Here is a 26,171-nt window from a genome sequence, read left to right on the forward strand (position 1 = left end):
TCGGCTGACCTGCTGTTTCTTCGGAGAGGGACCCGTTGTCCACAGGGCGGCGGGTCCCTCTCCGTATGTCTGCGACACTGGTAGGGCCATGCCTAAGCCCGGAGAACTCACATTCGTCGCCCCGCGCGGAGCCAAGAAGCCGCCGCGGCATCTCGCCGATCTCACGCCTGCGGAGCGCAAGGAGGCCGTCGCCGCCATCGGCGAGAAGCCGTTCCGCGCCAAGCAGCTCTCGCAGCACTACTTCGCGCGGTACGCGCACGACCCCGAGCAGTGGACCGACATCCCGGCCGGTTCCCGTGAGGGGCTCCGGGAGGCTCTGCTGCCCGAGCTGATGTCCGTCGTCCGGCATCTGTCGACCGACCAGGGCACCACCCGCAAGACGCTGTGGAAGCTGTTCGACGGGACCCTCGTCGAGTCCGTCCTCATGCGCTACCCGGACCGGGTGACCATGTGCATCAGCTCCCAGGCGGGCTGCGGCATGAACTGCCCGTTCTGCGCCACCGGCCAGGCCGGCCTGGACCGGAACCTGTCGACCGCCGAGATCGTGCACCAGATCGTGGACGGGATGCGGGCGCTCAGGGACGGCGAGGTCCCCGGTGGGCCGGCGCGGCTCAGCAACATCGTCTTCATGGGCATGGGCGAGCCCCTCGCCAACTACAACCGCGTCGTGGGGGCCATCCGCCGGCTCACCGACCCCGAGCCCGACGGGCTGGGGCTGTCGCAGCGCGGCATCACCGTCTCCACGGTCGGTCTGGTCCCGGCGATCCACCGCTTCTCCGACGAGGGCTTCAAGTGCCGTCTCGCCATCTCGCTGCACGCGCCCGACGACGAGCTGCGTGACACCCTCGTCCCCGTGAACACGCGGTGGAAGGTGCGCGAGGTGCTGGACGCGGGCTTCGAGTACGCCGCGAAGTCGGGGCGCCGGCTGTCCATCGAGTACGCCCTGATCCGTGACATCAACGACCAGGCCTGGCGCGGTGACCGGCTGGGGCGGCTGCTCAAGGGCAGGCCGGTGCACGTCAACCTGATCCCGCTCAACCCGACGCCCGGCTCCAAGTGGACCGCCTCGCGGCCCGAGGACGAGAAGGCCTTCGTGGAGGCGATCGCGGCGCACGGTGTGCCGGTGACCATCCGGGACACCCGTGGCCAGGAGATCGACGGGGCGTGCGGTCAGCTCGCCGCGAGCGAGCGGTAACCTGACCGGCGGAAGTACGACCTGACAGAAATCACATCTTCATATTCCGACAGGGGAGCGCCACAGCGCTGAGAGTGCGGCACCGGCCGCAGACCCTCCGAACCTGGCCCAGGTCATTCTGGGTAGGGAGATCGGTCACCACTCGAGCTGTTGCGCCCTGCCCGAGACCTCGCCAGGGGTTCCGGGCGGGGCCGCGTCTTCTCCTGGTCACCCAGGAGGAATCCAGTGAGCATCACCAAGAAGGTCACCGCCCTCGCCGTCGGGCTGGGCATGGCCGGCGGCCTCGCCGCGTGCGGATCGTCGTCCGACGGGGACGGCGGGGGGTCCGGCGGTTCCAAGAGCGTGACCCTCGTCAGCCACAACTCGTGGGCCGTCTCGAAGGACGTCATCGCCGCCTTCGAGAAGAGCTCCGGCTACAAGGTCCGGGTCCTGGAGGACGGCGACGCCGGGCAGGCCGTGAACAAGGCCGTCCTCACCAAGGACAACCCGCAGGGCGACGTCTTCTTCGGCGTCGACAACACGCTGCTGTCGCGGGCCCTGGACAACGGGCTGTTCCAGCCGTACGAGGCGAAGGGGCTCGACCGGGTCGACGCCGCGTACCGGACCGACACCGACCACCGGGTCACGCCCGTCGACACCGGCGACATCTGCGTCAACTACGACAAGGCGTACTTCAGCGAGCACAAGCTGACCCCGCCGGACTCCTTCGACGACCTGATCGAGCCCGAGTACAAGGACCTGCTCGTCACGGAGAACGCCGCCGGTTCCTCGCCCGGCCTCGGCTTCCTGCTCGGCACCGCGGCCGAGTACGGGGACGACGGCTGGCAGGACTACTGGAAGAAGCTGAAGGCCAACGGCGTCAAGGTCGTCGACAGCTGGGAGCAGGCGTACAACGAGGAGTTCTCCGGCTCGTCCGGTGGCAAGAAGGCCAAGGGCGACCGTCCGCTCGTCGTCTCCTACGCCTCCTCCCCGCCCGCCGAGGTGATCTACGCCGACCCGCAGCCGGTCACCGCGCCGACCGGTGTCGCCCAGGGCACCTGCTTCCGCCAGGTCGAGTACGCCGGTCTGCTGAGCAACGCCCGGAACCCCGAGGGAGGCAAGGCGCTCCTCGACTTCATGCTGAGCAAGCAGTTCCAGGAGGACCTGCCGCTCAACATGTTCGTGTATCCGGTGCGCGAGGACGCCGCGATCCCCGAGGCGTTCCGGAAGTTCGGGCCGCCGGCCGAGAAGCCGCGGACCATGGACCCGGCCGAGATCGCAGACAACCGCGACCAGTGGGTCAAGTCGTGGACCTCGCTCGTCGTGAGGTGAAGCGGGTGGAACGGGTGAGGAACGTGCGCGGGAGCGCGGCGCGGCTCGGGCTGATGGCCGTGCCCGTCGCGTTCTTCGCGGCGTTCTTCGCCTACCCCGTCGCCGCGATCGTCGCGCGTGGACTGAAGGTCGACGGGGCCTGGCGGCTCGGGCGGATCGGGGAGGTGCTGGGGCAGTCCGACGTCCGGCAGGTGCTGTGGTTCACCACCTGGCAGGCGCTGGCCTCCACCGCGCTCACCCTGCTGATCGCCCTGCCCGGCGCCTATGCCTTCGCCCGCCTCGACTTCCCCGGCAAACAGGTGCTGCGGGCCGTGGTGACCGTGCCGTTCGTGCTGCCGACGGTCGTCGTCGGTACGGCGTTCCTGGCCCTGGTCGGGCGCGGTGGGCTGCTGGACGAGCTGTGGGGTGTGCGCCTGGACACCACGGTGTGGGCGATCCTGCTCGCGCACGTCTTCTTCAACTACGCCGTCGTCGTCCGCACCGTGGGCGGCCTGTGGTCGCAGCTCGACCCGCGGCAGGAGGAGGCCGCGCGGATGCTCGGCGCCTCACGGCCGAAGGCGTGGCGGCAGGTGACGCTGCCCGCGCTCGCACCCGCCGTGGCCGCCGCCGCGCTGATGGTGTTCCTGTTCACCTTCACCTCCTTCGGCGTCGTCCAGATCCTCGGCGGCCCCGCCTTCTCCACCCTGGAGGTGGAGATCTACCGGCAGACCTCCCAGGTCTTCGACCTGTCCACGGCCGCCGTGCTCACGCTGGTCCAGTTCGTGGCGGTCGCCGCCGTCCTCGCCGTGCATGCCTGGACGGTGCGGCGGCGGGAGACCGGCCTGCGGCTGGTGGACGCGGCCACGACCGCGCGCCGCCCGCGCGGTGCCGGGCAGTGGGCGCTGCTGGCGGGGGTCCTGGTCACCGTCGCCGGGCTGATCCTGCTGCCGCTGGCCGTCCTGGTCGAGCGGTCGCTCGGCGCGTCCGGTCTCGGCTACTACCGGGCGCTGACCCGTGCGGACGGCGGTACCTTCCTGGTTCCGCCGATCGAGGCGATCGGCAACTCCCTCCAGTACGCCGTCGCCGCCACCGCCATCGCGGTGGTGATCGGCGGGCTGGCCGCGGCCGCGCTCACCCGGCGTGACGCGGGCCGCTTCGTGCGGGGCTTCGACGCCCTGCTGATGCTGCCGCTCGGGGTGTCCGCCGTGACGGTCGGCTTCGGGTTCCTGATCGCGCTGGACGAGCCTCCGCTGGACCTCCGCTCCTCCTGGATCCTGGTGCCGCTCGCGCAGGCGCTGGTCGGCGTCCCCTTCGTCGTACGGACCATGCTGCCGGTCCTGCGGGCGGTGGACGTACGGCTGCGGGAGGCGGCGTCCGTGCTCGGGGCGTCGCCGTGGCGGGTGTGGCGCGAGGTGGACCTGCCGATGGTGCGGCGGGCGCTGCTGGTCGCTGCCGGGTTCGCGTTCGCGGTGTCGCTCGGGGAGTTCGGGGCGACGGTCTTCATCGCGAGGCCCGACAGTCCGACGCTGCCGGTGGCCGTGGCGCGGCTGCTGGGGCGGCCGGGGGAGATGAACTACGGCCAGGCGATGGCCCTTTCGACGATTCTGATGCTGGTGTGCGCCGTGGCCCTGGTGGTGCTGGAGCGGCTGCGGACCGACCGGACCGGGGAGTTCTAGACATGCCGCCGAGCCTGCCGCTGGGCCTGCCGACGAGCCTGCTGGGCCTGGAGGGCGCGACCGTCCGCTTCGGCGGGCGACCCGTGCTCGACGCCGTCGACCTGGAGGTCGCCGAGCACGAGGTGGTGTGTGTGCTCGGGCCCAGCGGCAGCGGCAAGTCGACGCTGCTGCGGGCGGTCGCCGGACTGCAGCCGCTGGACGCCGGGCGGGTGACGCTGGACGGGCGGGACCAGGCGGGGGTGCCCGCGCACCGGCGCGAGGTCGGGCTGATGTTCCAGGACCACCAGCTCTTTCCGCAGCGGGACGTGGCCGGGAACGTCGCCTTCGGGCCGCGGATGCGGGGCGCGTCCCGTGCCGAACAGCGGGAGCGGGTCGAGGAGTTGCTGGAACTGGTCGGGCTGCCGGACGCCGCCCGGCGGTCCGTCGCCGCGCTCTCCGGCGGTGAGCAGCAGCGGGTGGCGCTGGCCCGGGCCCTCGCGCCCCGGCCCCGGCTGCTGATGCTGGACGAACCGCTCGGCCAGCTCGACCGCTCGCTGCGGGAGCGGCTCGTGGTGGAACTGCGGGAGCTGTTCGGCCGCCTGGGCACCACCGTGCTCGCCGTGACGCACGACCAGGGCGAGGCCTTCGCGCTGGCCGACCGGGTCGTGGTGATGCGGGACGGGCGGATCGCCCAGTCGGGGACGCCGCTGGAGGTGTGGCAGCGGCCGGCCGACGCCTTCGTGGCCCGTTTCCTCGGCTTCGACAACGTGGTCGACGCGACGGTCGCCGGGCAGGCCGCCGACACCCCGTGGGGCAAGGTGCCGGTTCCCGAGGACGCCCCGCAGGGCGCCCGGACCCTGCTCGTCCGCCCTGCCGGGGTGCGTCTGGTGGCCGCCGACGCCGGTCTGCGCTGCACGGTGACCGCCCGCACCTTCCGCGGCACCCACGTGGCCGTCCACCTCCAGCCCGAGGACGCCCCGCGCCTGGAGGCGGCGTGCGCGCTGCGGGCGGCGCCGGAGGTCGGGGACGTGGTCGGCGTGGAGTTCGACGTGGCCGAAATCGTGGTGCTCGGATGATCCCGTCGCTCGTAGGCTGACGGGCATGACGCTCCTTGCACATGACCGTTACTGCGACGAGATCGCCCTCCAGGTCGGGCGATTGAGGGAGGTCCTCACCTCCGGAGCGGATCCGGCCGCCACCGTGCCGACCTGCCCGGACTGGACGCTGGAGGACCTGGTGCGGCATGTGGGCCGGGCGCTGCGCTGGTCCGGGACGATCGTGGGCACGCGCGCGGAGGAGGAGGTCCCGGAGGACCGGGTGCCGGGCTCCGCGGGTCCCGGTACGCGGGGAGACGTGGCCGCGTTGGACGCGTGGCTGGCGGAGTCCGGCCGGGTGGTCGTCGACGCGCTGCGGGAGGCGGGCCCGGACGCGCGCGCCTGGTCGTGGGCCGGTATCCACACCGCGGGGTTCTGGGCGCGCCGGATGGCGCACGAGATCGTCGTGCACGGGGCGGACGCGGCGCTCGCCGCGGGACGGCCCGTCGAGGCGGTCGCGCCCGAGGTGGCGGCCGACGCGGTCGACGAGTGGCTGGAGATCGTGCGGTTCGTGCAGCGGGCCCTTCCGGACGGACCGGCGAAGGAGCTGCGAGCGCCGGGCAGGAGCATCCGCCTGCACGCCACCGACGCACCGGCCGGACTGGACGCGGAGTGGTTGATCGAACTGCCCGAGGAGGGCGTGACCTGGCGACGCGGTCCCGCCGAGGCGGACGTCACGCTGCGCGGACCGCTCACCGAGGTGCTGTTCGTCTTCTACCGGCGACTGCCGCCGGACACCCGCGGGGTCGACGTGCTCGGTGACCGGAAGCTGCTGGAGTTCTGGCTGGAGCAGGCGACGTTCGGGTGAGTCTCACGTCGGTGGCCCGCCCCCTTCTCGGGGACGGGCCACCGACAGCGCCTACGCGGGAGGGTCAGCGGCCGCTGTTGGCCCCACGGCGCCGCATGCCGAAGAAGACCGCGCCGCCACCCACGACGACCAGCGCCGCCGCGATGCCGACGATCATGCCGGTGTTGGAGTTGGCGCCGGTCTCGGCGAGGTTGGACTCACCGGCCGCCGGGGACGGGGCGTTGCTGGGTGCCGCCGCCGGAGCGGTGCTCTCGCTCTGCGCCGGAGCGGGCGCCGACGTGGACGGCGTCGAGGACGGCGTCGGTGTCTCGTCGGACGGGGTGTCGGACGGGACGGGGGTGCTCTCCGACGGGGTCGGGGAGGGCGACGGCGTCTCCTCGGTCCCGCAGGCGGTCGCCGGGGTGACGAGGTTCGGCTTGATGTCCTCGTCGACGTAACGGTCGGCCTTGACGTGGACGCGGTACTCGGCGTTCGGCTTCCAGTCCTCGGTGAAGGTGATGGTGGTGCCCTCGCGCGAGCCCTTCACCACCTGCTCGCCGACCTTCTTCGCGTCGGCGCCGTTGTTCTGCAGGTACACGCTGACGGTGGCGGGGATGCCGGCGGGGTCCACGTCGGTGACGGTGATGACGCCCTTGCCGCCCTCGCAGGCCGCGGCGGCGGAGAACTCGCTGATGTCGCAGGCGAGGGCGTTGCCGGCGGCGCCGATCGCCAGGGCCACCGAGGCGGAGGCGACACCGACGGCGCGAACGCCTCGGCGTGCTGCGGTGCTTCTGAATATGGACAGGACTGCCACGTTTGTCCTTACGGGAGCGCAGATGCGGGGGGTGGAGAGGAGTGCCGATGCCCGTTGCCGCGGCCTCGGCACACCCACGAGCCTCACTGGTCTATAAGCGGTGCATAAGCAGTGTCAACGCCTGGGCCCGGCAAGGGCGTTGGCTTTGCCGTCTTATTAACCGCCGAGACGTTTCAGCGCCGCGGGAGCCTCCTCGATCCGGTCGACCAGCGCGATCCGGGACTGCATCGTCCGCCCTCCGGCGAGCGAGTCGAGCAGCGGCCACGCGGGCAGCCGCTCCGTCCAGTGCTCCTTGTCCACCAGCACCATCGGGGTGGGCTCGCCCCGCGACTCGTAGTAGTTCGGCGTCGCGTTGTCGAAGATCTCCTGGACGGTGCCGGCGGCGCCCGGCAGGAAGACCACCCCCGCGTCGCAGCGGGCCAGCAGGCCGTCCTCGCGGGTGGCGTTGGCGAAGTACTTGGCGATGTGCGCCGCGAAGGCGTTGGGCGGCTCGTGGCCGTAGAACCAGGTCGGGATGCCGACCGAGGCGCCGCCCCGGGGCCACCGCTCGCGCACCTCGAACGCGGACCGCGCCCAGTCGGTGATCGACGGCGTGAACGAGGTCACCTCGGCGAGCAGGAGCAGGGCCTCGTCCAGCATCCCGTCGTCGAACGGGGCGGCGTACGCGCCGAGGTTGGCCGCCTCCATCGCTCCCGGACCTCCGCCGGTGGCCACGGTGAAGCCGGCGCGGGCCAGTTCGCGGCCCAGGCGTGCGGCGCCCGCGTAGGCGGCGGTGCCGCGGGCCATGGCGTGACCGCCCATGACGCCCACCACCCGGGTGCCGATGAGGAGTTCGTCGAGCGCGTCGGAGACGGCGTCGTCGTGGACGGCGCGCAGCATGGAGGCGAAGACGTCACCGTCCGCCTTGGTCTGCTGGAACCAGTCGTACGAGGAGGCGTCCGGTGTCGACGCGTAGCCCTCGTCGAGCGAGGCGTACAGCTCGTCCGGGGAGTAGACGCGCGCCCGGTAGGGGTCGAAGGGCAGGCCCGGTATGGGCGGGAAGACCAGGGCGCCGGCCGCGGCCACCCGGGCCGCCGCGCCGGGCGCCATCGGGCAGCCGAGGAAGACGGCGCCCGTGGGGTCCGCGGACATCAGGACGTCCGTACGGCCCGTCAGGTCGACGGCCTGGACGCGGTAGTGGGCGAGTGCGCCGTGCGCCGAGACGACGTGGTCGAACTCGGCGAGGCTCTCGATCTCCCGGTCGTGTGCGGCGTGGTGGGACTGGCGGGACCGGAAGTCGGGCTGGGCGGGTGTCGTCGAATCCACCCGCCCATGCTAGGCATGCGGGTGGCTCAGCCCTGGACCGCCGCCGGGTCCATCCAGACCACCTCGAAGGTGTGGCCGTCGACGTCGTCGAAGGCGCGGCCGTACATGAAGCCGTGGTCCTGGGTCTCGCCGGAGACCGAACCGCCGGCCGCGACCGCCTTGTCGACCATCTCGTCGACCTTCTCGCGGCTCTCCGCGCTGAGCGCGATCAGCACCTCGCTGGACTTCGTCGAGTCCACGATGTCCTTCTTCGTGAACTGGCGGTACTTCTCCGGCGTGTGCACCATCACGACGATGGTGTCGCTGAGCGGGATCGAGGCGGTGGTCTCGTCGCTGAACTGGGCGTTGATCTCGTAGCCCAGCCCGGCGAAGAACTTCTTCGAGGCGTCCAGGTCGTTGGTGGCCAGGTTCACGAAGATCATCTGCTGGTACATGGGGTCCTCTCCCGTGGGTGTCGCGCTGCTGTCGTGCCGTTCGAGAGGTTAGACGCGGGAGGCGGGCGGAACTCATCGCTCGACCGGAAACTTCTTCGAGGAATTTTCCCCGACCTCGGGCCCCCGCTTCGACGGTCCGTCAGCGGGCCAGGGGCAGCGACGCCAACTGGGCGACGACCAGGGTCAGGGGGCCGAAGACGGCGAGCAGGGCACCGGCGCGCAGGGCCGCGGCGGCGCGCAGCGTCGTCGGGGGAGCGCCGAGCCGGAGCAGGGCGTCGGTGGTGTCCGTGCGGGCGTGCTTGGCCTCGACGGCGGCGGTGAGGAGGGTGGCCACCGTGCAGCCGGCGACGACGACGGCGCCGATCAGGCTCAACGGGCCGAAGTCCGTCGCGTCCGCGTCGTGGAGGGCGGCGGCCGCGTAGGCGGCGGAGGCCACGGCGCAGACGACGCCGAGGGGACGGCCGACGCGGTGCGACTCCTCCATCAGGACCCGCCCGGCGAGCAGGCGCAGCGCGCCGGGACGGACCGCTTGGAGCAGACGGCCGCAGAGGTGGGTCAGGCCGGGCCCGGCGAGAGCCAGACCGAGGGTGGCGAGGGCCCAGCCGAGGAGGACGCCCGCGGAGGGGGCGGTGTCGCGGGTGGCGGTGTCGCCGGCGTAGGTCTCGACGGCGAGGCCGGCGGTGAGTACGGCGATGCCCCAGGGGAGCAGGGTGGTGTGGGAGCGCGGGGTCGCGGGGGCCGGGCCGGTGGCGTCCCGCGCGGACCCGTCGCCGTCCGTCGTGGCCGGGGGCCGGGTGTCACTCGCCTGCGTGAGCAGGGCGCCGCTGGGGTCCGCCTGGGCCGCCCCGGCGGCACGACCGCCCGCAGGCTGCGCCGAAGCCGAAGCCGAAGCCGAAGCCGAAGCCGGAGCCGATGCCGAAGCCGACGCCGGAGCCGATACCGATGCCGATGCGGATGCCGACGCCGAAGCCGAAGCCAGGCGGGCGCCGTAGCGGCCGTAGGCGCCGAAGGTCTCGCGGGCCGCTCCCCAGCCGTAGGCGCCGAAACGGCCGTAGCGGCGGGCCCCGGCGGAGGGCGCGGGCCGGGGATCGCGGGGCCGGAGGGTCAGGGCCACGGCGGCCGACGCGGCGGCCGGTACCACCGCCAGCAGGGTCACCACGGCCGGGGCGGGAAGGCGCTGGCCGAGGGCGAGCACCCCGGACACGGCGCCGTCGACGGGCGCGCCCGTCAGGTCACCGCGCAGGTACAGGAAGCCGAGGAGGGCCGCCACCGAGCCGAGCGCCGCCGACAGGGCCGTGGTCGTCGCCGACACCGCCATGAGGCGGCCGGGGCCCAGGCCGATCGCCGACAGTCCCGGGCGGGGTCGCGTACCGGGATCGGCGCGGGCCACGGCGACCGCCAGGTACACCGTGGCGGCCAGCGGCGCCGCGCACCAGGCGAGGCGCAGGGAGGAGGCGCCGGGCGCGTCGGGGTGGGTCAGCGCGTGTCCGAGGGCGCACAGCAGCAGGAAGCCCGTGCCCGCCGACGCCGACGCGACCAGCAGGCGGCGCAGTTGGACGGCGAGGCGGGCGGCGCGGGTCAGGCGGAGAGCGAGCACGCCGCCCGGCCTTCCGCTCCGGGGGTGCCGGGGGTCCCGGTGGCGACCGCCGTCTCCGCGACCGGCGGCAGGTGCACGGTCCGCACCCGCCGCCCGTCCAGCAGGGCGACCGTGCGGTCCGCGAGCGCGGCGGTCCGCGCGTCGCTCGTGGCGAGCAGGACGGTGATGCCGTGGGAGCGGGCCGCCGTGGTGAGCGTGCGCAGGACGTGCGCGCGGTCGGCCCGGTGCAGCGGCGCCGTCGGCTCGTCGGCGAACAGCACCGCGGGGGCCACGGCGAGCGCGCGGGCGATGCACACACGCTGCCGCTCGGCCTGCCGGAGTTCGTGCGGGCGCCTGCGGGCGGTCCGGCCACCGACGTCGAGACGGTCCAGCCACTCCATGGCGGCGGTCTTGGCCCGGCGCCGGCCGGTGCCGCGCAGCATGAGGGGCAGGGCGGCGTTCTCCCAGGCGCTGAGCTCCGGGACGAGGACCGGGGCGGGGTCGATCCAGCCGAAGCGGTCGCGGCGCAGTCGCTCCCGCCTGAGGGGGCCCATGGTGTGCACCGGCACGCTGTTGAACCAGACCTCGCCGTCCTGCGGCCGGACCATGCCGGACAGGCACCGCAGCAGGGTGGTCTTGCCGCTGCCCCGCGGCCCGCTCACGGCGAGGATCTCGCCCTCGCGGACGCCGACCGACACGCCTTGCAGCGCGGGGGAGCCGTCGTGGTGCGTGAAGTGCAGGGCGCGGGCCCACAGCACGTCGTTGTCCGGCGGAGCCTCCATGGGCGTACACCTCGGTTCTGATCCGTGTTTCCCCGTTCGCTTCCCCCGTACGGGCGAACGAAGGCGGGGCCGATCGGTCACTGGGCACCGTAGGCAGTCGCCGTGGGGAGGCCGGACAGCACACGGCCCCGGGCCGCCGTTTCTCACTCGAACGGGCGGCACCGGGGCCGGATGATGATCCTCTGGAAGGATGATCAGAGCTTCGTCCACGCCTCCGTCAGCGTGGCGCGCAGGATCTGCTCGATCTCGTCGAAGGTCTCCTGGTTGGAGATCAGCGGCGGGGCGAGCTGGATGACCGGGTCGCCGCGGTCGTCGGCACGGCAGTACAGGCCGTTGTCGAAGAGCGCCTTCGACAGGAAGCCGTACAGGATCCGCTCGGTCTCCTCCTCGTCGAAGGACTCCTTGGTGTTCTTGTCCTTGACCAGCTCGATGCCGTAGAAGAAGCCGTTGCCGCGGACGTCGCCGACGATCGGCAGGTCGAGGAGCTTCTCCAGCGTGGCGCGGAAGTTGCCCTCGTTGTCGAGGACGTGCTGGTTGAGGCCCTCGCGCTCGAACAGGTCGAGGTTGGCGATGCCGACCGCGGCGGAGACCGGGTGGCCGCCGAAGGTGTAGCCGTGCAGGAAGGTGTTGTCGCCCTTGTAGAACGGCTCGGCCAGGCGGTCGGAGATGATGCAGGCGCCGATCGGGGAGTAGCCCGAGGTCATGCCCTTGGCGCAGGTGATCATGTCCGGGACGTAGCCGAACTTGTCGCAGGCGAACGTCGTGCCCAGGCGGCCGAAGGCGCAGATGACCTCGTCCGAGACGAGCAGCACGTCGTACTGGTCGCAGATCTCGCGCACCCGCTGGAAGTACCCGGGCGGGGGCGGGAAGCAGCCGCCCGCGTTCTGCACCGGCTCCAGGAAGACGGCCGCGACCGTCTCCGGGCCCTCGAAGAGGATCTGCTGCTCGATCTGGTCGGCGGCCCAGCGGCCGAAGGCCTCGGGGTCGTCGCCGAAGAGCGGGGCGCGGTAGATGTTGGTGTTCGGCACCTTGTGCGCGCCCGGCACCAGCGGCTCGAAGGGGGCCTTCAGACCCGGCAGGCCGGTGATGGACAGGGCGCCCTGCGGGGTGCCGTGGTAGGCGACCGCGCGGGAGATGACCTTGTACTTGGTCGGCTTGCCGGTCAGCTTGAAGTACTGCTTGGCCAGCTTCCAGGCGGTCTCGACCGCCTCACCGCCGCCGGTGGTGAAGAAGACCTTGTTGAGGTCGCCGGGGGCCTCGTTCGCCAGGCGCTCGGCCAGCTCGACGGCCTTCGGGTGGGCGTAGGACCACACCGGGAAGAAGGCGAGCTCCTGCGCCTGCTTCATGGCGGTCTCGGCCAGCTCCTGGCGGCCGTGACCGGCCTGGACGACGAAGAGGCCGGCGAGACCGTCGAGGTAGCGCTTGCCCTTGTCGTCGTAGATGTGGGTGCCCTCACCGCGGACGATGGTGGGGACGGGGGCGTTCTCGTACGACGACATGCGGGTGAAGTGCATCCACAGGTGGTCGTAGGCGGTCCTGCTGAGGTCCTTGGGGCTGTCGGTGCTCACGATTATCGGGTTCCCCACATATAGGTCTGCTTCTTGAGCTTGAGGTAGACGAAGCTCTCGGTGGAGCGCACTCCGGGGACGGCCCGGATGCGTTTGTTGATGACGTCCAGCAGGTGGTCGTCGTCCTCGCAGACGACTTCCACCATCAGGTCGAAGGAGCCCGCCGTCATCACCACGTACTCGCACTCGGACATGGCCGTCAGCGCGTCGGCGACGGACTCCACGTCGCCCTCGACGTTGACACCGACCATCGCCTGGCGGCGGAAGCCCACGGTGAGCGGGTCCGTCACGGCGACGATCTGCATCACGCCCTGGTCGAGCAGCTTCTGGACGCGCTGGCGCACGGCCGCCTCCGACAGGCCCACGGCCTTGCCGATGGCCGCGTACGGCCGCCGGCCGTCCTCCTGGAGCTGTTCGATGATGGCGAGGGAGACGGCGTCCAACTGGGGACCGCCGCCCCTGGACTCGCGGGAGTCCTTCTGGTCTGCGCTTCGACTGGCCACGACTTCACTGTGCACGACGTATCGACAGTTTTGCAAGCCCGGATCGATGAAATTCGTTGTCTGAAGCGTCTGAGCCGACGGATTTCGCAACACGAAGGCGACCAGGGGTGTTGAAAACGTGGGGTCTCCGTCTAGGGTGGGTGTCTCAGTGTTCGGACACGCGCGACAGCGGCGAGGTCCGAACCGGAGAGACCGAAGAAGACACCGAACTTGGAGGGCCGGCAGTGAGCACCGAGCTGCGTCGTCTGCGCAACTACATCGACGGTGAGTTCCGGGACGCCGCCGACGGACGGACCACCGAGGTGGTCAACCCCGCCACGGGCGAGGCCTACGCGACCGCCCCCCTGTCCGGGCAGGCGGACGTGGACGCCGCCATGGCGGCCGCCGCCGCGGCCTTCCCCGCCTGGCGTGACCTGGTCCCGGCCGAGCGGCAGAAGGCCCTGCTGAAGATCGCGGACGCGTTCGAGGAGCGGGCCGAGGAGCTGATCGCGGCCGAGGTGGAGAACACGGGCAAGCCCATCGGGCTCACCCGCTCCGAGGAGATCCCGCCGATGGTCGACCAGATCCGCTTCTTCGCGGGTGCGGCCCGGATGCTGGAGGGCCGGAGCGCCGGCGAGTACATGGAGGGCCTGACCTCCATGATCCGCCGTGAGCCGATCGGCGTCTGCGCGCAGGTCGCGCCGTGGAACTACCCGATGATGATGGCCGTGTGGAAGTTCGCCCCGGCGCTCGCCGCGGGCAACACGGTCGTCCTCAAGCCGTCCGACACCACCCCCGCCTCGACGGTCCTGATGGCCGACATCATCGGCTCGATCGTGCCCAAGGGCGTCTTCAACGTCGTCTGCGGCGACCGCGACACCGGCCGTCTGATGGTCGAGCACGAGACCCCGGCGATGGCCTCCATCACCGGCTCGGTGCGGGCCGGCATGTCGGTCGCCGAGTCGGCGTCCAAGGACCTCAAGCGGGTCCACCTGGAGCTGGGCGGCAAGGCCCCGGTCGTCGTCTTCGAGGACACCGACATCCCCAAGGCCGTCGAGGGCATCTCGGAGGCGGGCTACTTCAACGCCGGCCAGGACTGCACCGCCGCCACCCGGGTGCTGGTCCACGAGTCGATCCACGACGAGTTCGTGAGCGCGCTGGCGAAGGCCGCGTCCGAGATCAAGACCGGTCAGCCGGACGACGAGGACGTGCTGTACGGCCCGCTCAACAACCCGAACCAGCTGAAGCAGGTCTCCGGGTTCATCGAGCGGCTGCCCGCCCACGCCAAGGTCGAGGCGGGCGGTCACCGGGTCGGCGACAAGGGCTACTTCTACGCCCCGACCGTCGTCTCCGGCCTCAAGCAGGACGACGAGATCATCCAGAAGGAGGTCTTCGGCCCGGTCATCACCGTCCAGTCCTTCCGCGACGAGGACCAGGCGGTCGAGTGGGCCAACGGCGTCGAGTACGCGCTGGCCTCCTCCGTGTGGACCAAGGACCACGGCCGCGCCATGCGGATGTCCAAGCGGCTGGACTTCGGCTGCGTGTGGATCAACACCCACATCCCGCTGGTCGCCGAGATGCCGCACGGCGGCTTCAAGAAGTCCGGCTACGGCAAGGACCTGTCGGGCTACGGCTTCGAGGACTACACGCGGATCAAGCACGTGATGACGTCGCTGGACGCGTGACGGACGCGGTTCCGCACGCGCGGCCCCGGACGGGAGACACCCCGTCCGGGGCCGCGTCGTGTGCGGGCCCGACTCGCCCCGGTGGACAGGGTGTCGGGCCTGGACCGGGCCTCTCGACGCAGCGTCGATTGTCCCCGTGATCGCGGGCGGGGGATCCTGCCTGCCATGCCCCTGCTCCCGAAGACGTCTCCGTTCTCCCGTCGTACCCTCCTGCGCGGCCTGGGCGGTTCCGCCGTGCTCGGCGCGCTGGCCGGCTGCGGCGTACCGGCCGCCTACGTCGCACCCGGCGACCGCGCCGCCACCGACCGGTCCGCCACCGAACGGCGGCTGACCTGGGCGAACTGGCCGCTGTACATCGACACCGACGACGCGGACCCGAGCCGGCGGCCGACGCTGGAGGCGTTCGAGGAGGAGACGGGCATCTCCGTCGCGTACGTCGAGGAGATCAACGACAACGACGAGTTCTTCGGCAAGATCAGCCCGTCGCTGATGAACCACCAGCCCACCGACCGCGACCTGATCGTCATCAGCGACTGGATGTGCGGCCGGTTCGTACGGCTCGGCTGGGTGCAGGAGATGGACCGCTCGCACCAGCCGAACGTCACCCGGTACCTGGACCCGCTGCTGCGTTCGCCCGCCTTCGACCCCGGCCGCGCGTTCACCGTGCCCTGGCAGTCCGGTATCACCGGCATCGCCTACAACCGCCGCCGGCTCGGCCGGGAGGTGCGGCACGTCTCCGACCTGTGGGCGGACGACCTCAAGGGGCGGGTGACCCTGCTGTCCGGCATGGACGAGGCGTTCGCGCTGCTGATGCAGGGCAACGGCGTGGACATCACCGACTGGACGGCGGACGACTTCCACACGATGTGCGACCAGGTGGAGAGGCAGGTGGCCCGGGGCCAGGTCCGCCGCTTCACGGGCAACGACTACATCAAGGACCTCTCCAGCGGCGATGTCCTGGCCTGCCAGGCGTACTCCGGTGACGTGATCCAGCTCCAGGCGGACGACCCGGACATCGAGTTCGTCGTCCCCGAGGAGGGCGCCGAGCTGTGGTCGGAGTCGTTGATGATCCCCAACCTGGCCCGCCACAAGGCCAACGCCGAGCGGCTGATCGACTTCTACTACCGGCCGGAGGTCGCCGCCGAGCTGGCCGCCTGGGTCAACTACGTCTGCCCGGTCCCCGCCGCCCGGGACGTGCTCGCCTCCTCCGACGACGAGGAGACGGCCGCGCTGGCCGAGGACCCGCTGATCTTCCCGGACGCGGCGATGCGCGAACGGCTCGCGATCGCGCGGGACATCGCGGCGGGGGAGCGGGCGGAGTTCGCGAAGCGGTGGAACGGCATCGTCGGGGTGTAGCAGACTGGCCGCGTGAGTAATTCTCCAGGTGATGAAAAGGTGGGCGCGGCGGTCACGCTGGGGCTGCTGGCAGCCTGGGCGCTGCACGACGCCGAGGAACTGGCGACCGTGCCGGACTGGTGGCGGCGTGAGCTGCCCGCCCTGCGCGAGCGGTTCCCCACCGTGCCGGAGGCGGTGTGGCGGCGGGCGGGGTCGGTGGAGGGCCGGGAGTTCGCGGTGGCGGTCGGGGCGATGGCCGCGGTCGTGGCCGCCGCGTCCGCCGCGGGCCGGCTCACCGGAGGCCGGTCGGCGGTGTACCGGACGGCGCTGGACGCCTTCGGTCTGCACGGCCTGGTCCACCTCGCCCAGGCGGGACTGGTGCGCGGTTACACACCGGGGTCCGCGACCTCGGCGCTCGTCGTCGTCCCGTTCACGCTCTGGGCCCGCCACCGGCTGCGCCGCGCCGGTGTACTGCGCCCCACGCGCCCGCGCGACCTCGCCGTGGGTCTCGGCCTCGCGGGCGTGGCGACGGTCGGGGCGCACGCGGTGGGGCGGTGGCTGACGGGGGTCACTTCAGCGCGGCGACGGTGATCGCGTCGACGACCGGGTTCCGCTCCGCGCTCTTGGGCCAGGGCGAGGACCGCGGCGGCGGCGAGGGCGGTGTGGGTGCGGGCGCGCATCGACTGCTCCCGGGGTGAAGGCGGTTGCGGCGGAAGGGACTTGATCATCCTAGTGCGCCGCGCCCCGGGGCGGATCGTCGGTGAGGAGGGTGCCCGCCCCGTGCCGGGAGTCGGGGAATTCCCTTACGCGGGCCGCGAGTTGTGGGGGTCCTCCCGTACGGGGGCGGGGCGGGCTCCGTCGGCGGCGCGCAGGGCGCACAGTGTGTCGATGCGGTTGGTGGTGATCGAGTCGACGCCCAGCGCGATCAGCCGGCGCATGGAGCGACGGGTGTCGGGGGTCCACACCGACAGCAGGCAGCCGTCGCCGCGGACCCGTTCGACCAGGGCCTTGTTCACCAGCCCGAACCGGTAGTTGAGCCACTTCGGCCGCACCGCCGCGAGCAGCGCGGGCCGCGGCGGCGCCGCCGTCGTCCAGGTCATCGCGATCTCGGCGGCGGGGTCGGCGGCGCGCACCGCGAGCATGGCGGCGGGGCCGGCCGTGTAGTACACGCGGTCCCGGGCGCCGCATTCGCGGACCACGTCCACGATCCGCCGCACCGCCCGCTCGCCCGGACCGCCCGGCAGGTCCAGCATCAGCCGGCTGCCGTCGGTCGCGGCCAGCGCCTCGGCCAGCGTCGGCACCCTGCCCGCCGTCAGCCCCCGCACCTCGTCGGCCGACAGGGACCGCAGCGGCCGGTCGTGCCGCCACAGCCGCTTCAGCGTCTCGTCGTGCAGCAGCACGGGTACGCCGTCCCGGGTGAGGCGCACGTCGGTCTCGACCGCGTCCGCACCGCGGTCGAGCGCGGAACGCAGCGAGCCGATCGTGTTCTCGCGGTACCGGTACGGGTCGCCGCGGTGGGCCACGGCGGTCACAGCGCGCACGGGGGTCATGAGGGGTTCCGTCTCAGGAGGCGAGCCAGGCGGCGGTGTACGTGTCGATCTCGTCCCTGATCCGGGACTTGCCCGGCGCGTCCAGGAACGACGCCTCGACCGCGTTCTTCGCCAGGTCGGCGAGACCGCGCTCGTCGAGCCCGAGGAGCCGGGCGGCGACGGCGTACTCGTTGTTGAGGTCGGTGCCGAACATCGGTGGGTCGTCGGAGTTGACCGTCACCAGCACCCCGGCGTTCACGAACTCCTTGATCGGGTGTTCGTCCAGGGTGCGCACCGCGCGGGTGGCGATGTTCGAGGTCGGGCAGACCTCCAGCGGGATGCGCCGCTCGGCGAGGTGGGCCAGCAGCGCGGGGTCCTGGGCGGAGCTGGTGCCGTGCCCGATGCGCTCGGCGCGCAGGTCGGTGAGCGCGTCCCACACCGTCTGCGGGCCGGTGGTCTCGCCCGCGTGCGGCACCGAGTGCAGCCCGGCGGCGATCGCGCGGTCGAAGTACGGCTTGAACTGCGGGCGGGCGACCCCGATCTCCGGTCCGCCGAGCCCGAAGGAGACCAGGCCCTCCGGGCGCAGCCGGTCGTCGGTGGCGAGCCGCGTCGTCTCCTCGGCGGACTCCAGACCGGCCTCGCCCGGAATGTCGAAGCACCAGCGCAGCACGGTCCCGAAATCGGCCTCCGCCGCCTTGCGGGCGTCCTCGATCGCGGCCATGAAGGCGCCCTCGTCGATGCCGCGCCGGGTGGAGGAGAACGGGGTGATGGTCAACTCGGCGTACCGCACCTGCTGCCGGGCCATGTCACGGGCCACCTCGTACGTCAGCAGCCGGACGTCCTCGGGGGTGCGGATCAGGTCGACGACGGACAGGTACACCTCGATGAAGTGCGCGAAGTCCGTGAAGGTGAAGTAGTCGACCAGGGCCTCGGGATCGGTGGGGACCTTGGAGTCGGGGTGGCGCGCGGCCAGTTCCGAGACGATGCGCGGGGAGGCGGAGCCGACGTGGTGGACGTGCAGTTCGGCCTTGGGCAGTCCGGCGATGAAGGCGTGCAGATCGCGGGGGACGGCGGGGTCGACGAGGTGCTCGGTCAAGGGTTCCTCCCCAGGGCGGCGTCCACGGGCCGCGCGGGCGGCGACGGGACGCGGGTGATCGGCTGATCGGTGGTCCGGGGATCATCGTAGGCCGGTCTCACGCCGGACGGGCGGGGCCCGTAGCATGACGGGCACGATCGACCCAGGGGGACGGAAGATGACGGACGCGACACGGCCGGGCGGGGACTCCAACAACGCCAACGATCCTTGGGCGCCCCCGGAGAGCGGGCCGTCGCTGGAGAAGAACCGGGACGCCGCGCCGGGAGTGCCGCAGCAGCCGGCCCCGCCCGCCGCCGGTGACGTGCCGCCCTGGCAGCCGCCGCCGTCCGCGCAGCCGCCGTCCGTGCACGACCAGGCCACGGTCGTCTCGATGCCCGCCGCCGGCTTCCCGCCGCCCCAGTCCGCGGTGCCGCCACCGCCGATCGCGCCCGGCGGCCCGGCGGTCCCGGGCGGATACGGCTACCCCGCCTACCCCCAGGGCGGCTACGGCTGGGGCGGCGCCCCGCTGCCCCCGCAGAACGGCATGGGCACCGCGGCGATGGTGCTCGGCATCCTGGCCTGCTGCATGTTCTGCGCGTACGGCATCGTCTCGCTGGTGCTCGGCATCCTCGCCGTGGTCTTCGGTATCAAGGGACGCCGCAAGGCCGAGCGCGGCGAGGCGAACAACCACGGGCAGGCCCAGGCGGGCTTCATCATGGGGATCATCGGCATCGTCCTCGGCATCGCCGTGATGGCCCTGCTCGCCGTCGGGATCATCGCCGCGATCAACGACGACTCGGACTACGACGACCCCTACTACGGCGCCCCGCGGCCGGCGGCGGTCTCCGTGGCGGCCGCACCCGCGCACGGCTGAGCGGCCGGACAGAGCAAGCCCAGGCGGCTGACGCCCGCGGGATCGGTCCGCGGGCGTCAGCCGCCTTCGCGCAGCCGCTCCCGGCGTCAGCCGCCTTCGCGCAGTCGCTCCCGCGCCACCATCAGCGCGAACCCGAGCAGATTCGGCCCCCGCCACCGCCGCGGGTCGCTCGCCGCCTCGTCGTCCGCGGCCAGGCCGATGCCCCACACCCGGTCCACGGGGCTCGCCTCGACCAGCACCCGGTCGCCCGTGTGCACCAGGAACTCCCGCAGCGCGGGGTCCGAGGCGAACTTGTGGACGCTGCCCTCGACGACGATCGGGAAGCGCTCCCGCTCCCACACCGCCTCGTCGAAGCCGCGCACCAGCCGCCCCGCCTTCTTGGCCTCGGCCGGGTGCGCCGCGGCCAGCACCCGCCGCTCGGCCTCCGCGTCCCCGAAGAGCCGGGCCTTGCCCGCCATCATCCAGTGCTCCGCCGTCGCGTACTCCACCCCGGCCACGGTGAACGGCGACGGCCACCACTGGCTCAGACAGCTCGGCCCGATCCGGCCGTCCGGGCGAGGCCGGTGCCCCCAGAAGAGCAGGTACTTGATCCGCTCGCCGGCCCGCACCCGCTCGACCAGCGCCTCCCGACTGTCGATGACTTCCCGCGCCGACATGTGCCCTTCCGTTCCCCCGACCGCCCCCGTGATCCTTTCCATGCACGCGAGTGTGGCACGCGCCACTGACACTCCGTCCGTCCTTTTCCGTGGCGACTCGACACCTGGTCGACAGATTCCGTCGCGTAACCAAATGGCAACAACGGAATCACTTGTTGGTGGTCTAGTGCTCTGTCAGGATCGGCACTCACATCGAGCCTGAGCCACGCCGGCCCCCGTCATGGGGAGACCGAGGAGAGCCGACATGCACAACCCGGGCAACGCCACCCCGGACCGATTCCCGGCCCAGGACCGCTTCGCGGACGGGGCCCAGTACATCGCGGGACGCCTCACGAAGGGCACCTCCGGACGCACCCACACCGTCGTCGACCCGGCGACCGGCGAGGAGGTCCTGACCTACGAACTCGCAGGCCCCGACGACGTCGACGCGGCCGTCGCCGCCGCGCGGGCGGCCTTCCCCGGCTGGGCCGGCGCCACCCCCGGCGAGCGCTCCGACGCCCTGCACCGGTTCGCCGCCGTGCTCGCCGAGCGCGCCGAGGACTTCGCCCGCGCCGAGTCGCTCCAGTGCGGCAAGCCCCTCAAGCTGACCCGCGAGTTCGACGTGCCGGGCACGGTCGACAACGCGGCCTTCTTCGCCGGCGCCGCCCGGCACCTCCAGGGCCAGTCGGCCGGGGAGTACTCCGGCGACCACACCTCGTACGTGCGCCGCGAGCCGATCGGTGTCGTCGGGTCCATCGCGCCCTGGAACTACCCCCTCCAGATGGCCGCCTGGAAGATCCTCCCGGCGATCGCCGCGGGCAACACCATCGTGCTGAAGCCCGCCGAGATCACCCCGCTGACCTCCCTGATGTTCGCCCAGGCCGCCACCGAGGCCGGCATCCCCGACGGAGTGATCAACATCGTCACCGGCACCGGGAAGGAGGCCGGTGAGCACCTGGTCGGCCACCCGGACGTGGCGATGACCTCCTTCACCGGCTCCACCGCCGTCGGCAAGCGCGTCGCCGAGGTCGCCACCGCGACCGTCAAGCGCCTCCACCTGGAGCTGGGCGGCAAGGCGCCCTTCCTCGTCTTCGACGACGCCGACCTCGATGCCGCCGTCCACGGCGCGGTCGCGGGCGCGCTCATCAACACCGGCCAGGACTGCACGGCGGCCACCCGCGCGTATGTGCAGCGGCCCCTGTACGAGGCGTTCGTCGAGAAGACCGCCGCCCTCATGGACACCGTCCGCGTCGGCGACCCCTTCGCCCCGGGCACCGATCTCGGTCCGCTGGTCAGCCACGTCCAGCGGGACCGCGTCGCCGGTTTCGTCGACCGCGCCCGCTCCTACGCCCGCGTGGTGACCGGCGGCGAGGCACCGCGGGGCGACCTGAAGGACGGCGCCTACTACCGGCCGACCCTCATCGCCGACGCCGCGCAGGACAGCGAGGTCGTCCAGTCCGAGATCTTCGGGCCGGTCCTGGTCGTCCTGCCCTTCGACACCGACGACGAGGGCATCCGGCTGGCCAACGACACACCGTACGGTCTCGCCGCCTCCGCCTGGAGCCGCGACGTGTACCGGGCGGGCCGCGCCACCCGCGAGATCAAGGCGGGCTGCGTCTGGGTCAACGACCACATCCCGATCATCAGCGAGATGCCGCACGGCGGATACAAGGCGTCCGGCTTCGGCAAGGACATGTCCGCCTACTCCTTCGAGGAGTACACGCAGGTCAAGCACGTCATGTTCGACAACACCGCGGTGGCGGCCAAGGACTGGCACCGCACCGTCTTCGGGGACCGATAGTCACGACCGAGAGGCCGCCGACCACGGCCGAGACACCCGAAAGGGCAACCACGCGCATGGAGCAGTACGAGCCCGACCGCCTGTCCCCGGCCCAAGTGGCCGCCATGCGGCGCAGTTTCACCCACGGCAGGGCCGCCCTCACCCGCCGCTCACTGCTGCGCGCCTCCGCGGGCGGCGCGCTGGCGGTCGGCGGACTCGGGACGCTGAGCGCCTGCGGCATCCCGCCGGCCGGCAAGACCGAGGGCGGCGTGTCGTCCGAGGACCGGTCGAAGGAGGAGAAGGAGGTCTCCTTCTCCAACTGGACCGAGTACATGGACATCGACGAGAGCGGCCGGCGGCACCCGACGCTGGAGGCGTTCACCCGGCGCAGCGGCATCAAGGTCAAGTACACCGAGGACATCAACGACAACAGCGAGTTCTTCGGCAAGATCCAGCCGCAGCTCTCCGCCGGCCAGGAGACCGGGCGCGACATCATCGTGCTCACCGACTGGCTGGCCGCCCGGCTGATCCGCCTCGGCTGGGTCCAGAAACTGGACCCGGCCCACCTCCCGCACGCCTTCGCCAACCTGTCGCCGCAGTTCCGCGACCCCGACTGGGACCCGGGCCGCGCCTACTCGTACCCCTGGCAGGGCATCTCCACCGTCATCGCCTACAACAAGAAGGCGCTGGACGGCGTCGAGGTGAAGACGGTCTCCGACCTGCTCGACAACCCGAAGCTCAAGGGGCGCGTCGGCTTCCTCACCGAGATGCGCGACACCGTCGGCATGGTCCTGCTCGACATGGGCAAGGACCCGGCCCGCTTCACCGACGACGACTACGACGCGGCGATCGCCCGGCTCCAGAAGGGCGTCGACCGGGGCCAGATCCGCCGCTTCACCGGCAACGACTACACCGCCGACATCAGCAAGGGCGACTTCGCGGCCTGTCTGGCCTGGGCCGGTGACGTCGTCCAGCTCAAGGCGGACAACCCGGACGTCGACTTCGTCATCCCGGACAGCGGATACATCACGTCCAGCGACAACATGCTGGTCCCCAACAAGGCGCGGCACAAGACGAACGCCGAGCGGCTCATGGACTACTACTACGAGCCGGGGCCGGCCGCGCAGCTCGCCGCCTACATCAACTTCGTCTGTCCCGTGGACGGCGTGAAGGACGAGCTTGCGAAGATCGACGAGGACGCGGCGAACAACCCGCTGATCATTCCCGACAAGGCCATGCAGGCCCTCTCCCGTGCCTTCCGCTCACTGAGCGCGAAGGAAGAGACGGCCTACGAAGAGAAGTTCGCGAAGCTCACTGGGGCGTGACGACGATGGCGACGACGAAGACGCAGACAGACGCTACGGAGCACAGCGGTGACGTCCGCCTCTCCGGCATCAGCAAGACCTACGGCACCTTCACCGCCGTGCACCCGCTCGACCTGACCGTGCCGCAGGGCTCCTTCTTCGCCCTGCTCGGCGCCTCCGGCTGCGGGAAGACCACCACCCTGCGCATGATCGCCGGGCTGGAGGAGCCCAGCAGCGGCACCGTCCACCTCGGTGACCAGGACGTGACCGCGCTCCCCCCGTACAAACGGCCGGTCAACACGGTCTTCCAGTCCTACGCCCTCTTCCCGCACCTCGACATCTTCGAGAACGTCGCCTTCGGCCTGCGCCGGCGCGGCATCAAGAGCGTGAAGAAGCAGGTCGGGGAGATGCTGGACCTGGTCCAGCTCGGCGAGCAGGCCCGCAAGAAGCCGCACCAGCTCTCCGGCGGCCAGCAGCAGCGCGTCGCGGTGGCCCGCGCCCTGATCAACCACCCCAAGGTGCTGCTCCTGGACGAACCCCTCGGCGCCCTCGACCTCAAGCTGCGCCGCCAGATGCAGCTGGAGCTCAAGCGCATCCAGACCGAGGTCGGCATCACCTTCGTGCACGTCACGCACGACCAGGAGGAGGCCATGACCATGGCCGACCAGGTCGCCGTGATGAACGGGGGCCGGGTCGAGCAACTGGGCGCCCCCGCCGACCTGTACGAGAACCCTCGGACCACCTTCGTCGCCAACTTCCTGGGCACCTCCAACCTCATCGAGGCCGAGGTCGACACCCGCGGCGCCGACGAGGTCGTGGTGAAGGCGGCCGGCGACAAGCTGGTCCTGCCCGTCGCCCGCTGCGCCGCGCCGGCCCGGGCGGGCGGCAAGGTCCTGGTCGGCGTGCGCCCCGAGAAGATCAGCATCACCCACGCCGACGAGGCCGGCTCCATCCCCGAGGGCCGCAACCGCATCACCGGCAAGATCAGCAACACCAGTTTCATCGGTGTCTCCACCCAGTACGTGGTCGACTGCGCGGCCTGCCCCGAGTTCGAGGTCTACGCCCAGAACATCGACCGCGACGCCCGCCTCGCCCCCGGAGCCGACGTCGTCCTGCACTGGAACCCGGCGCACACCTTCGGCCTCGACGCCGACCAGTCCCTGCTCGCCGGGACGACGGGCGACGCCGGAGTCGCCGAGGGGGAGACCGTCTGATGTCCACCCTCACCGAGGCGCCGCCGCCGCTCACGCCGGCCGCGCCCGAGAAGAAGCCCCCGCGCACCAGGGGCCGCTGGACGCCGTACTGGCTGCTGCTGCCCGGCATCCTGTGGCTGCTCGTCTTCTTCGCGGCGCCGATGGTCTACCAGGCCTCCACCTCCGTGCAGACGGGCTCGCTGGAGGAGGGCTACAAGGTCACCTGGCACTTCGTGACCTACTGGGAGGCGGTGTCCGAGTACTGGCCGCAGTTCCTGCGCTCGGTCGCCTACGCGGCCTCCGCGACCGTGCTGTGCCTGCTGCTCGGTTATCCGCTCGCCTATCTGATCGCCTTCCGCGCCGGCCGCTGGCGGAACCTGATCATGATCCTGGTGATCGCGCCGTTCTTCACCAGCTTCCTGATCCGCACCCTGGCCTGGAAGACGATCCTCGCGGACGGCGGCCCGGTCGTCGGCGTCCTGAACACGCTGCACGTCCTGGACGTCACCGGCTGGCTCGGCTGGACCTCCGGCGACCGCGTGCTGGCCACGCCGCTCGCGGTGGTCTGCGGACTGACGTACAACTTCCTGCCCTTCATGATCCTGCCGCTGTACACCTCGCTGGAGCGCATCGACGGGCGGCTGCACGAGGCGGCGGGCGACCTGTACGCCAAGCCCTCCACCGTCTTCCGCAAGGTCACCTTCCCGCTGTCCATGCCCGGCGTCGTCTCCGGGACGCTGCTGACCTTCATCCCCGCCACCGGCGACTACGTCAACGCCTCCCTGCTGGGCTCGGCGGACACCGGAATGATCGGAAACGTGATCCAGTCGCAATTCCTGCGGGTACTGGACTATCCGACGGCGGCGGCACTTTCCTTCGTCCTGATGGCCGCGATCCTCGTCATGGTCACCTTCTACATCCGCAAGTCCGGCACGGAGGATCTGGTTTAAATGACCTTCGTCAACTGGCTCAAGCGCAATCTGGTCGTCATCGCCGGACTGCTCACCCTCGCCTATCTCCTGCTGCCCAACATCATCGTCACGGTGTTCTCGTTCAACAAACCGAACGGGCGCTTCAACTACGAATGGCAGCAATTCTCCACGGACGCCTGGAAGGACCCCTGCGGCGTCTCCGGGCTCTGCGGTTCCCTTTCGCTCAGTCTCCAGATCGCCTTCTGGGCGACGCTGGGCGCCACCGCGCTCGGCACGGCGATCGCCTTCGCGCTGGTCCGCTACCGCTTCCGGGCGCGCGGGGCGATCAACTCGCTGATCTTCCTGCCGATGGCGATGCCCGAGGTGGTGATGGCCGCCTCGCTGCTCACCCTCTTCCTCAACATGGGCGCCCAGCTGGGCTTCTGGACGATCCTGATCGCCCACATCATGTTCTGCCTCAGCTTCGTGGTGACGGCCGTCAAGGCGCGCGTGATGTCGATGGACCCGCGGCTGGAGCAGGCGGCGCAGGACCTGTACGCCGGTCCCTTCCAGACCTTCGTCCGGGTCACCCTGCCGATCGCCGCCCCCGGAATCGCCGCCGGCGCGCTGCTCGCCTTCGCGCTCTCCTTCGACGATTTCATCATCACCAATTTCAACGCGGGCTCCACCGTCACTTTCCCCATGTTCGTCTGGGGATCGGCCCAGCGCGGTACGCCCGTCCAGATCAACGTCATCGGTACGGCCATGTTCGTCATCGCCGTACTGTTCGTCCTGGCCTCCATGGTCATCGGCAACCGCCGGAATCGCCGCAAGGCGTGAGCCGCACGGCACACAGCACATCAGTGAA

24 protein-coding genes and 1 riboswitch are annotated in these 26,171 nt (G+C 71.5%); of the genes, 14 read left to right on the plus strand and 10 right to left on the minus strand.

What is annotated here, in order from left to right; genetic code table 11:
- The first annotated feature begins 88 nt into the window (after nt 1–88).
- The 5 genes from rlmN (at nt 89) to ACFZP7_RS25095 (ending at nt 6,042) form a co-directional block, all read left to right on the plus strand.
- The gene (rlmN, locus tag ACFZP7_RS25075; RefSeq protein WP_019328881.1) at nt 89–1,195 is read left to right on the plus strand and encodes a 23S rRNA (adenine(2503)-C(2))-methyltransferase RlmN; all 1,107 of its coding nucleotides are present in this window, start codon (nt 89–91) and stop codon (nt 1,193–1,195) included.
- 41 nt (nt 1,196–1,236) lie between these two features.
- A riboswitch (TPP riboswitch) is annotated at nt 1,237–1,342 on the plus strand.
- Between the two features lie 78 nt (nt 1,343–1,420).
- Entirely contained in the window at nt 1,421–2,506 is a 1,086-nt protein-coding gene (locus ACFZP7_RS25080; RefSeq protein WP_385635820.1) for a thiamine ABC transporter substrate binding subunit, read from the plus strand.
- The gene (locus ACFZP7_RS25085) at nt 2,482–4,161 is read left to right on the plus strand and encodes an ABC transporter permease (RefSeq protein ID WP_385635823.1); all 1,680 of its coding nucleotides are present in this window, start codon (nt 2,482–2,484) and stop codon (nt 4,159–4,161) included. Before ACFZP7_RS25080 ends, ACFZP7_RS25085 begins: the two co-directional genes overlap by 25 nt.
- A gap of 26 nt (nt 4,162–4,187) precedes the next feature.
- Nucleotides 4,188–5,216, plus strand: coding sequence for an ABC transporter ATP-binding protein (locus ACFZP7_RS25090; RefSeq protein WP_109203891.1), 1,029 nt, complete (start codon nt 4,188–4,190; stop codon nt 5,214–5,216).
- Nucleotides 5,217–5,241: 25 nt separating this feature from the next.
- A complete protein-coding gene (locus ACFZP7_RS25095) occupies nt 5,242–6,042 on the plus strand; it encodes a maleylpyruvate isomerase family mycothiol-dependent enzyme (RefSeq protein WP_385635825.1) in 801 nt (266 codons plus the stop codon).
- Nucleotides 6,043–6,106: 64 nt separating this feature from the next.
- Here the strand turns inward: ACFZP7_RS25095 and ACFZP7_RS25100 are convergent, their stop codons facing one another.
- The 7 genes from ACFZP7_RS25100 to ACFZP7_RS25130 all read right to left on the minus strand — a co-directional run bounded on the left by ACFZP7_RS25100 (nt 6,107) and on the right by ACFZP7_RS25130 (nt 13,018).
- Nucleotides 6,107–6,835, minus strand: coding sequence for an LAETG motif-containing sortase-dependent surface protein (locus ACFZP7_RS25100; protein WP_306693109.1), 729 nt, complete (start codon nt 6,833–6,835; stop codon nt 6,107–6,109).
- Between the two features lie 156 nt (nt 6,836–6,991).
- Nucleotides 6,992–8,140: an LOG family protein gene (locus tag ACFZP7_RS25105; protein ID WP_385635828.1), complete on the minus strand. Its 1,149-nt coding sequence runs from the start codon at nt 8,138–8,140 to the stop codon at nt 6,992–6,994.
- A gap of 26 nt (nt 8,141–8,166) precedes the next feature.
- Nucleotides 8,167–8,574, minus strand: coding sequence for a VOC family protein (locus tag ACFZP7_RS25110; RefSeq protein ID WP_019328888.1), 408 nt, complete (start codon nt 8,572–8,574; stop codon nt 8,167–8,169).
- A gap of 139 nt (nt 8,575–8,713) precedes the next feature.
- Nucleotides 8,714–10,171 (minus strand): hypothetical protein, encoded by a 1,458-nt coding sequence (locus ACFZP7_RS25115; RefSeq protein ID WP_385635831.1) that lies wholly within the window; start codon nt 10,169–10,171, stop codon nt 8,714–8,716.
- Nucleotides 10,153–10,932 (minus strand): ABC transporter ATP-binding protein, encoded by a 780-nt coding sequence (locus ACFZP7_RS25120; protein ID WP_385635834.1) that lies wholly within the window; start codon nt 10,930–10,932, stop codon nt 10,153–10,155. The genes ACFZP7_RS25115 and ACFZP7_RS25120 overlap by 19 nt, the downstream gene beginning before the upstream one ends.
- A 194-nt stretch (nt 10,933–11,126) precedes the next feature.
- Complete coding sequence (locus tag ACFZP7_RS25125) at nt 11,127–12,500, minus strand: aspartate aminotransferase family protein (protein ID WP_019328892.1); 1,374 nt, start codon at nt 12,498–12,500, stop codon at nt 11,127–11,129.
- 2 nt (nt 12,501–12,502) lie between these two features.
- Entirely contained in the window at nt 12,503–13,018 is a 516-nt protein-coding gene (locus ACFZP7_RS25130) for an Lrp/AsnC family transcriptional regulator (protein ID WP_029394089.1), read from the minus strand.
- A gap of 209 nt (nt 13,019–13,227) precedes the next feature.
- Here ACFZP7_RS25130 and ACFZP7_RS25135 point away from each other — a divergent pair, with 209 nt between their 5' ends.
- The 3 genes from ACFZP7_RS25135 to ACFZP7_RS25145 all read left to right on the plus strand — a co-directional run bounded on the left by ACFZP7_RS25135 (nt 13,228) and on the right by ACFZP7_RS25145 (nt 16,593).
- Nucleotides 13,228–14,667, plus strand: a complete 1,440-nt coding sequence (locus tag ACFZP7_RS25135) for a gamma-aminobutyraldehyde dehydrogenase (protein ID WP_019328894.1) — start codon at nt 13,228–13,230, stop codon at nt 14,665–14,667.
- A gap of 165 nt (nt 14,668–14,832) precedes the next feature.
- Nucleotides 14,833–16,023 carry a spermidine/putrescine ABC transporter substrate-binding protein gene (locus ACFZP7_RS25140; RefSeq protein ID WP_385635837.1) on the plus strand — a complete coding sequence of 397 codons (1,191 nt, stop codon included), beginning with the start codon at nt 14,833–14,835 and terminating at the stop codon, nt 16,021–16,023.
- Nucleotides 16,024–16,035: 12 nt separating this feature from the next.
- A complete protein-coding gene (locus ACFZP7_RS25145) occupies nt 16,036–16,593 on the plus strand; it encodes an HXXEE domain-containing protein (protein WP_385635840.1) in 558 nt (185 codons plus the stop codon).
- Nucleotides 16,594–16,805: 212 nt separating this feature from the next.
- Here ACFZP7_RS25145 and ACFZP7_RS25150 read toward each other — a convergent pair whose 3' ends face one another.
- Both ACFZP7_RS25150 and ACFZP7_RS25155 read right to left on the minus strand, forming a co-directional pair.
- Nucleotides 16,806–17,552, minus strand: coding sequence for a glycerophosphodiester phosphodiesterase (locus ACFZP7_RS25150; RefSeq protein ID WP_046249486.1), 747 nt, complete (start codon nt 17,550–17,552; stop codon nt 16,806–16,808).
- Between the two features lie 13 nt (nt 17,553–17,565).
- Entirely contained in the window at nt 17,566–18,627 is a 1,062-nt protein-coding gene (locus tag ACFZP7_RS25155) for an adenosine deaminase (protein WP_371848141.1), read from the minus strand.
- Nucleotides 18,628–18,784: 157 nt separating this feature from the next.
- On the opposite strand from ACFZP7_RS25155, the gene ACFZP7_RS25160 reads away from it, so the two are divergent.
- On the plus strand, nt 18,785–19,480 hold the full coding sequence (locus ACFZP7_RS25160; RefSeq protein WP_385635843.1) for a DUF4190 domain-containing protein: 696 nt from the start codon (nt 18,785–18,787) through the stop codon (nt 19,478–19,480).
- A gap of 86 nt (nt 19,481–19,566) precedes the next feature.
- On the opposite strand, the gene ACFZP7_RS25165 is transcribed toward ACFZP7_RS25160, so the two are convergent.
- Complete coding sequence (locus ACFZP7_RS25165) at nt 19,567–20,178, minus strand: NADAR family protein (RefSeq protein WP_185927673.1); 612 nt, start codon at nt 20,176–20,178, stop codon at nt 19,567–19,569.
- A gap of 202 nt (nt 20,179–20,380) precedes the next feature.
- On the opposite strand from ACFZP7_RS25165, the gene ACFZP7_RS25170 reads away from it, so the two are divergent.
- From ACFZP7_RS25170 to ACFZP7_RS25190, 5 genes are read left to right on the plus strand one after another with little or no spacing between them, the layout of a single operon-like run.
- A complete protein-coding gene (locus ACFZP7_RS25170) occupies nt 20,381–21,916 on the plus strand; it encodes a gamma-aminobutyraldehyde dehydrogenase (RefSeq protein WP_125769714.1) in 1,536 nt (511 codons plus the stop codon).
- Between the two features lie 56 nt (nt 21,917–21,972).
- A complete protein-coding gene (locus tag ACFZP7_RS25175; protein ID WP_019328903.1) occupies nt 21,973–23,220 on the plus strand; it encodes a spermidine/putrescine ABC transporter substrate-binding protein in 1,248 nt (415 codons plus the stop codon).
- Nucleotides 23,221–23,225: 5 nt separating this feature from the next.
- On the plus strand, nt 23,226–24,413 hold the full coding sequence (locus ACFZP7_RS25180; RefSeq protein WP_030971662.1) for an ABC transporter ATP-binding protein: 1,188 nt from the start codon (nt 23,226–23,228) through the stop codon (nt 24,411–24,413).
- Nucleotides 24,413–25,342, plus strand: coding sequence for an ABC transporter permease (locus ACFZP7_RS25185; RefSeq protein ID WP_019328905.1), 930 nt, complete (start codon nt 24,413–24,415; stop codon nt 25,340–25,342). The genes ACFZP7_RS25180 and ACFZP7_RS25185 overlap by 1 nt, the downstream gene beginning before the upstream one ends.
- Nucleotides 25,343–26,143 (plus strand): ABC transporter permease, encoded by an 801-nt coding sequence (locus tag ACFZP7_RS25190; RefSeq protein WP_210901957.1) that lies wholly within the window; start codon nt 25,343–25,345, stop codon nt 26,141–26,143. It begins immediately after the preceding gene.
- Nucleotides 26,144–26,171: the final 28 nt, after the last annotated feature.

Origin of the sequence: Streptomyces sp. SudanB5_2050 (assembly GCF_964272335.1) — a bacterium.
GTDB lineage: Bacteria > Actinomycetota > Actinomycetes > Streptomycetales > Streptomycetaceae > Streptomyces > Streptomyces rochei.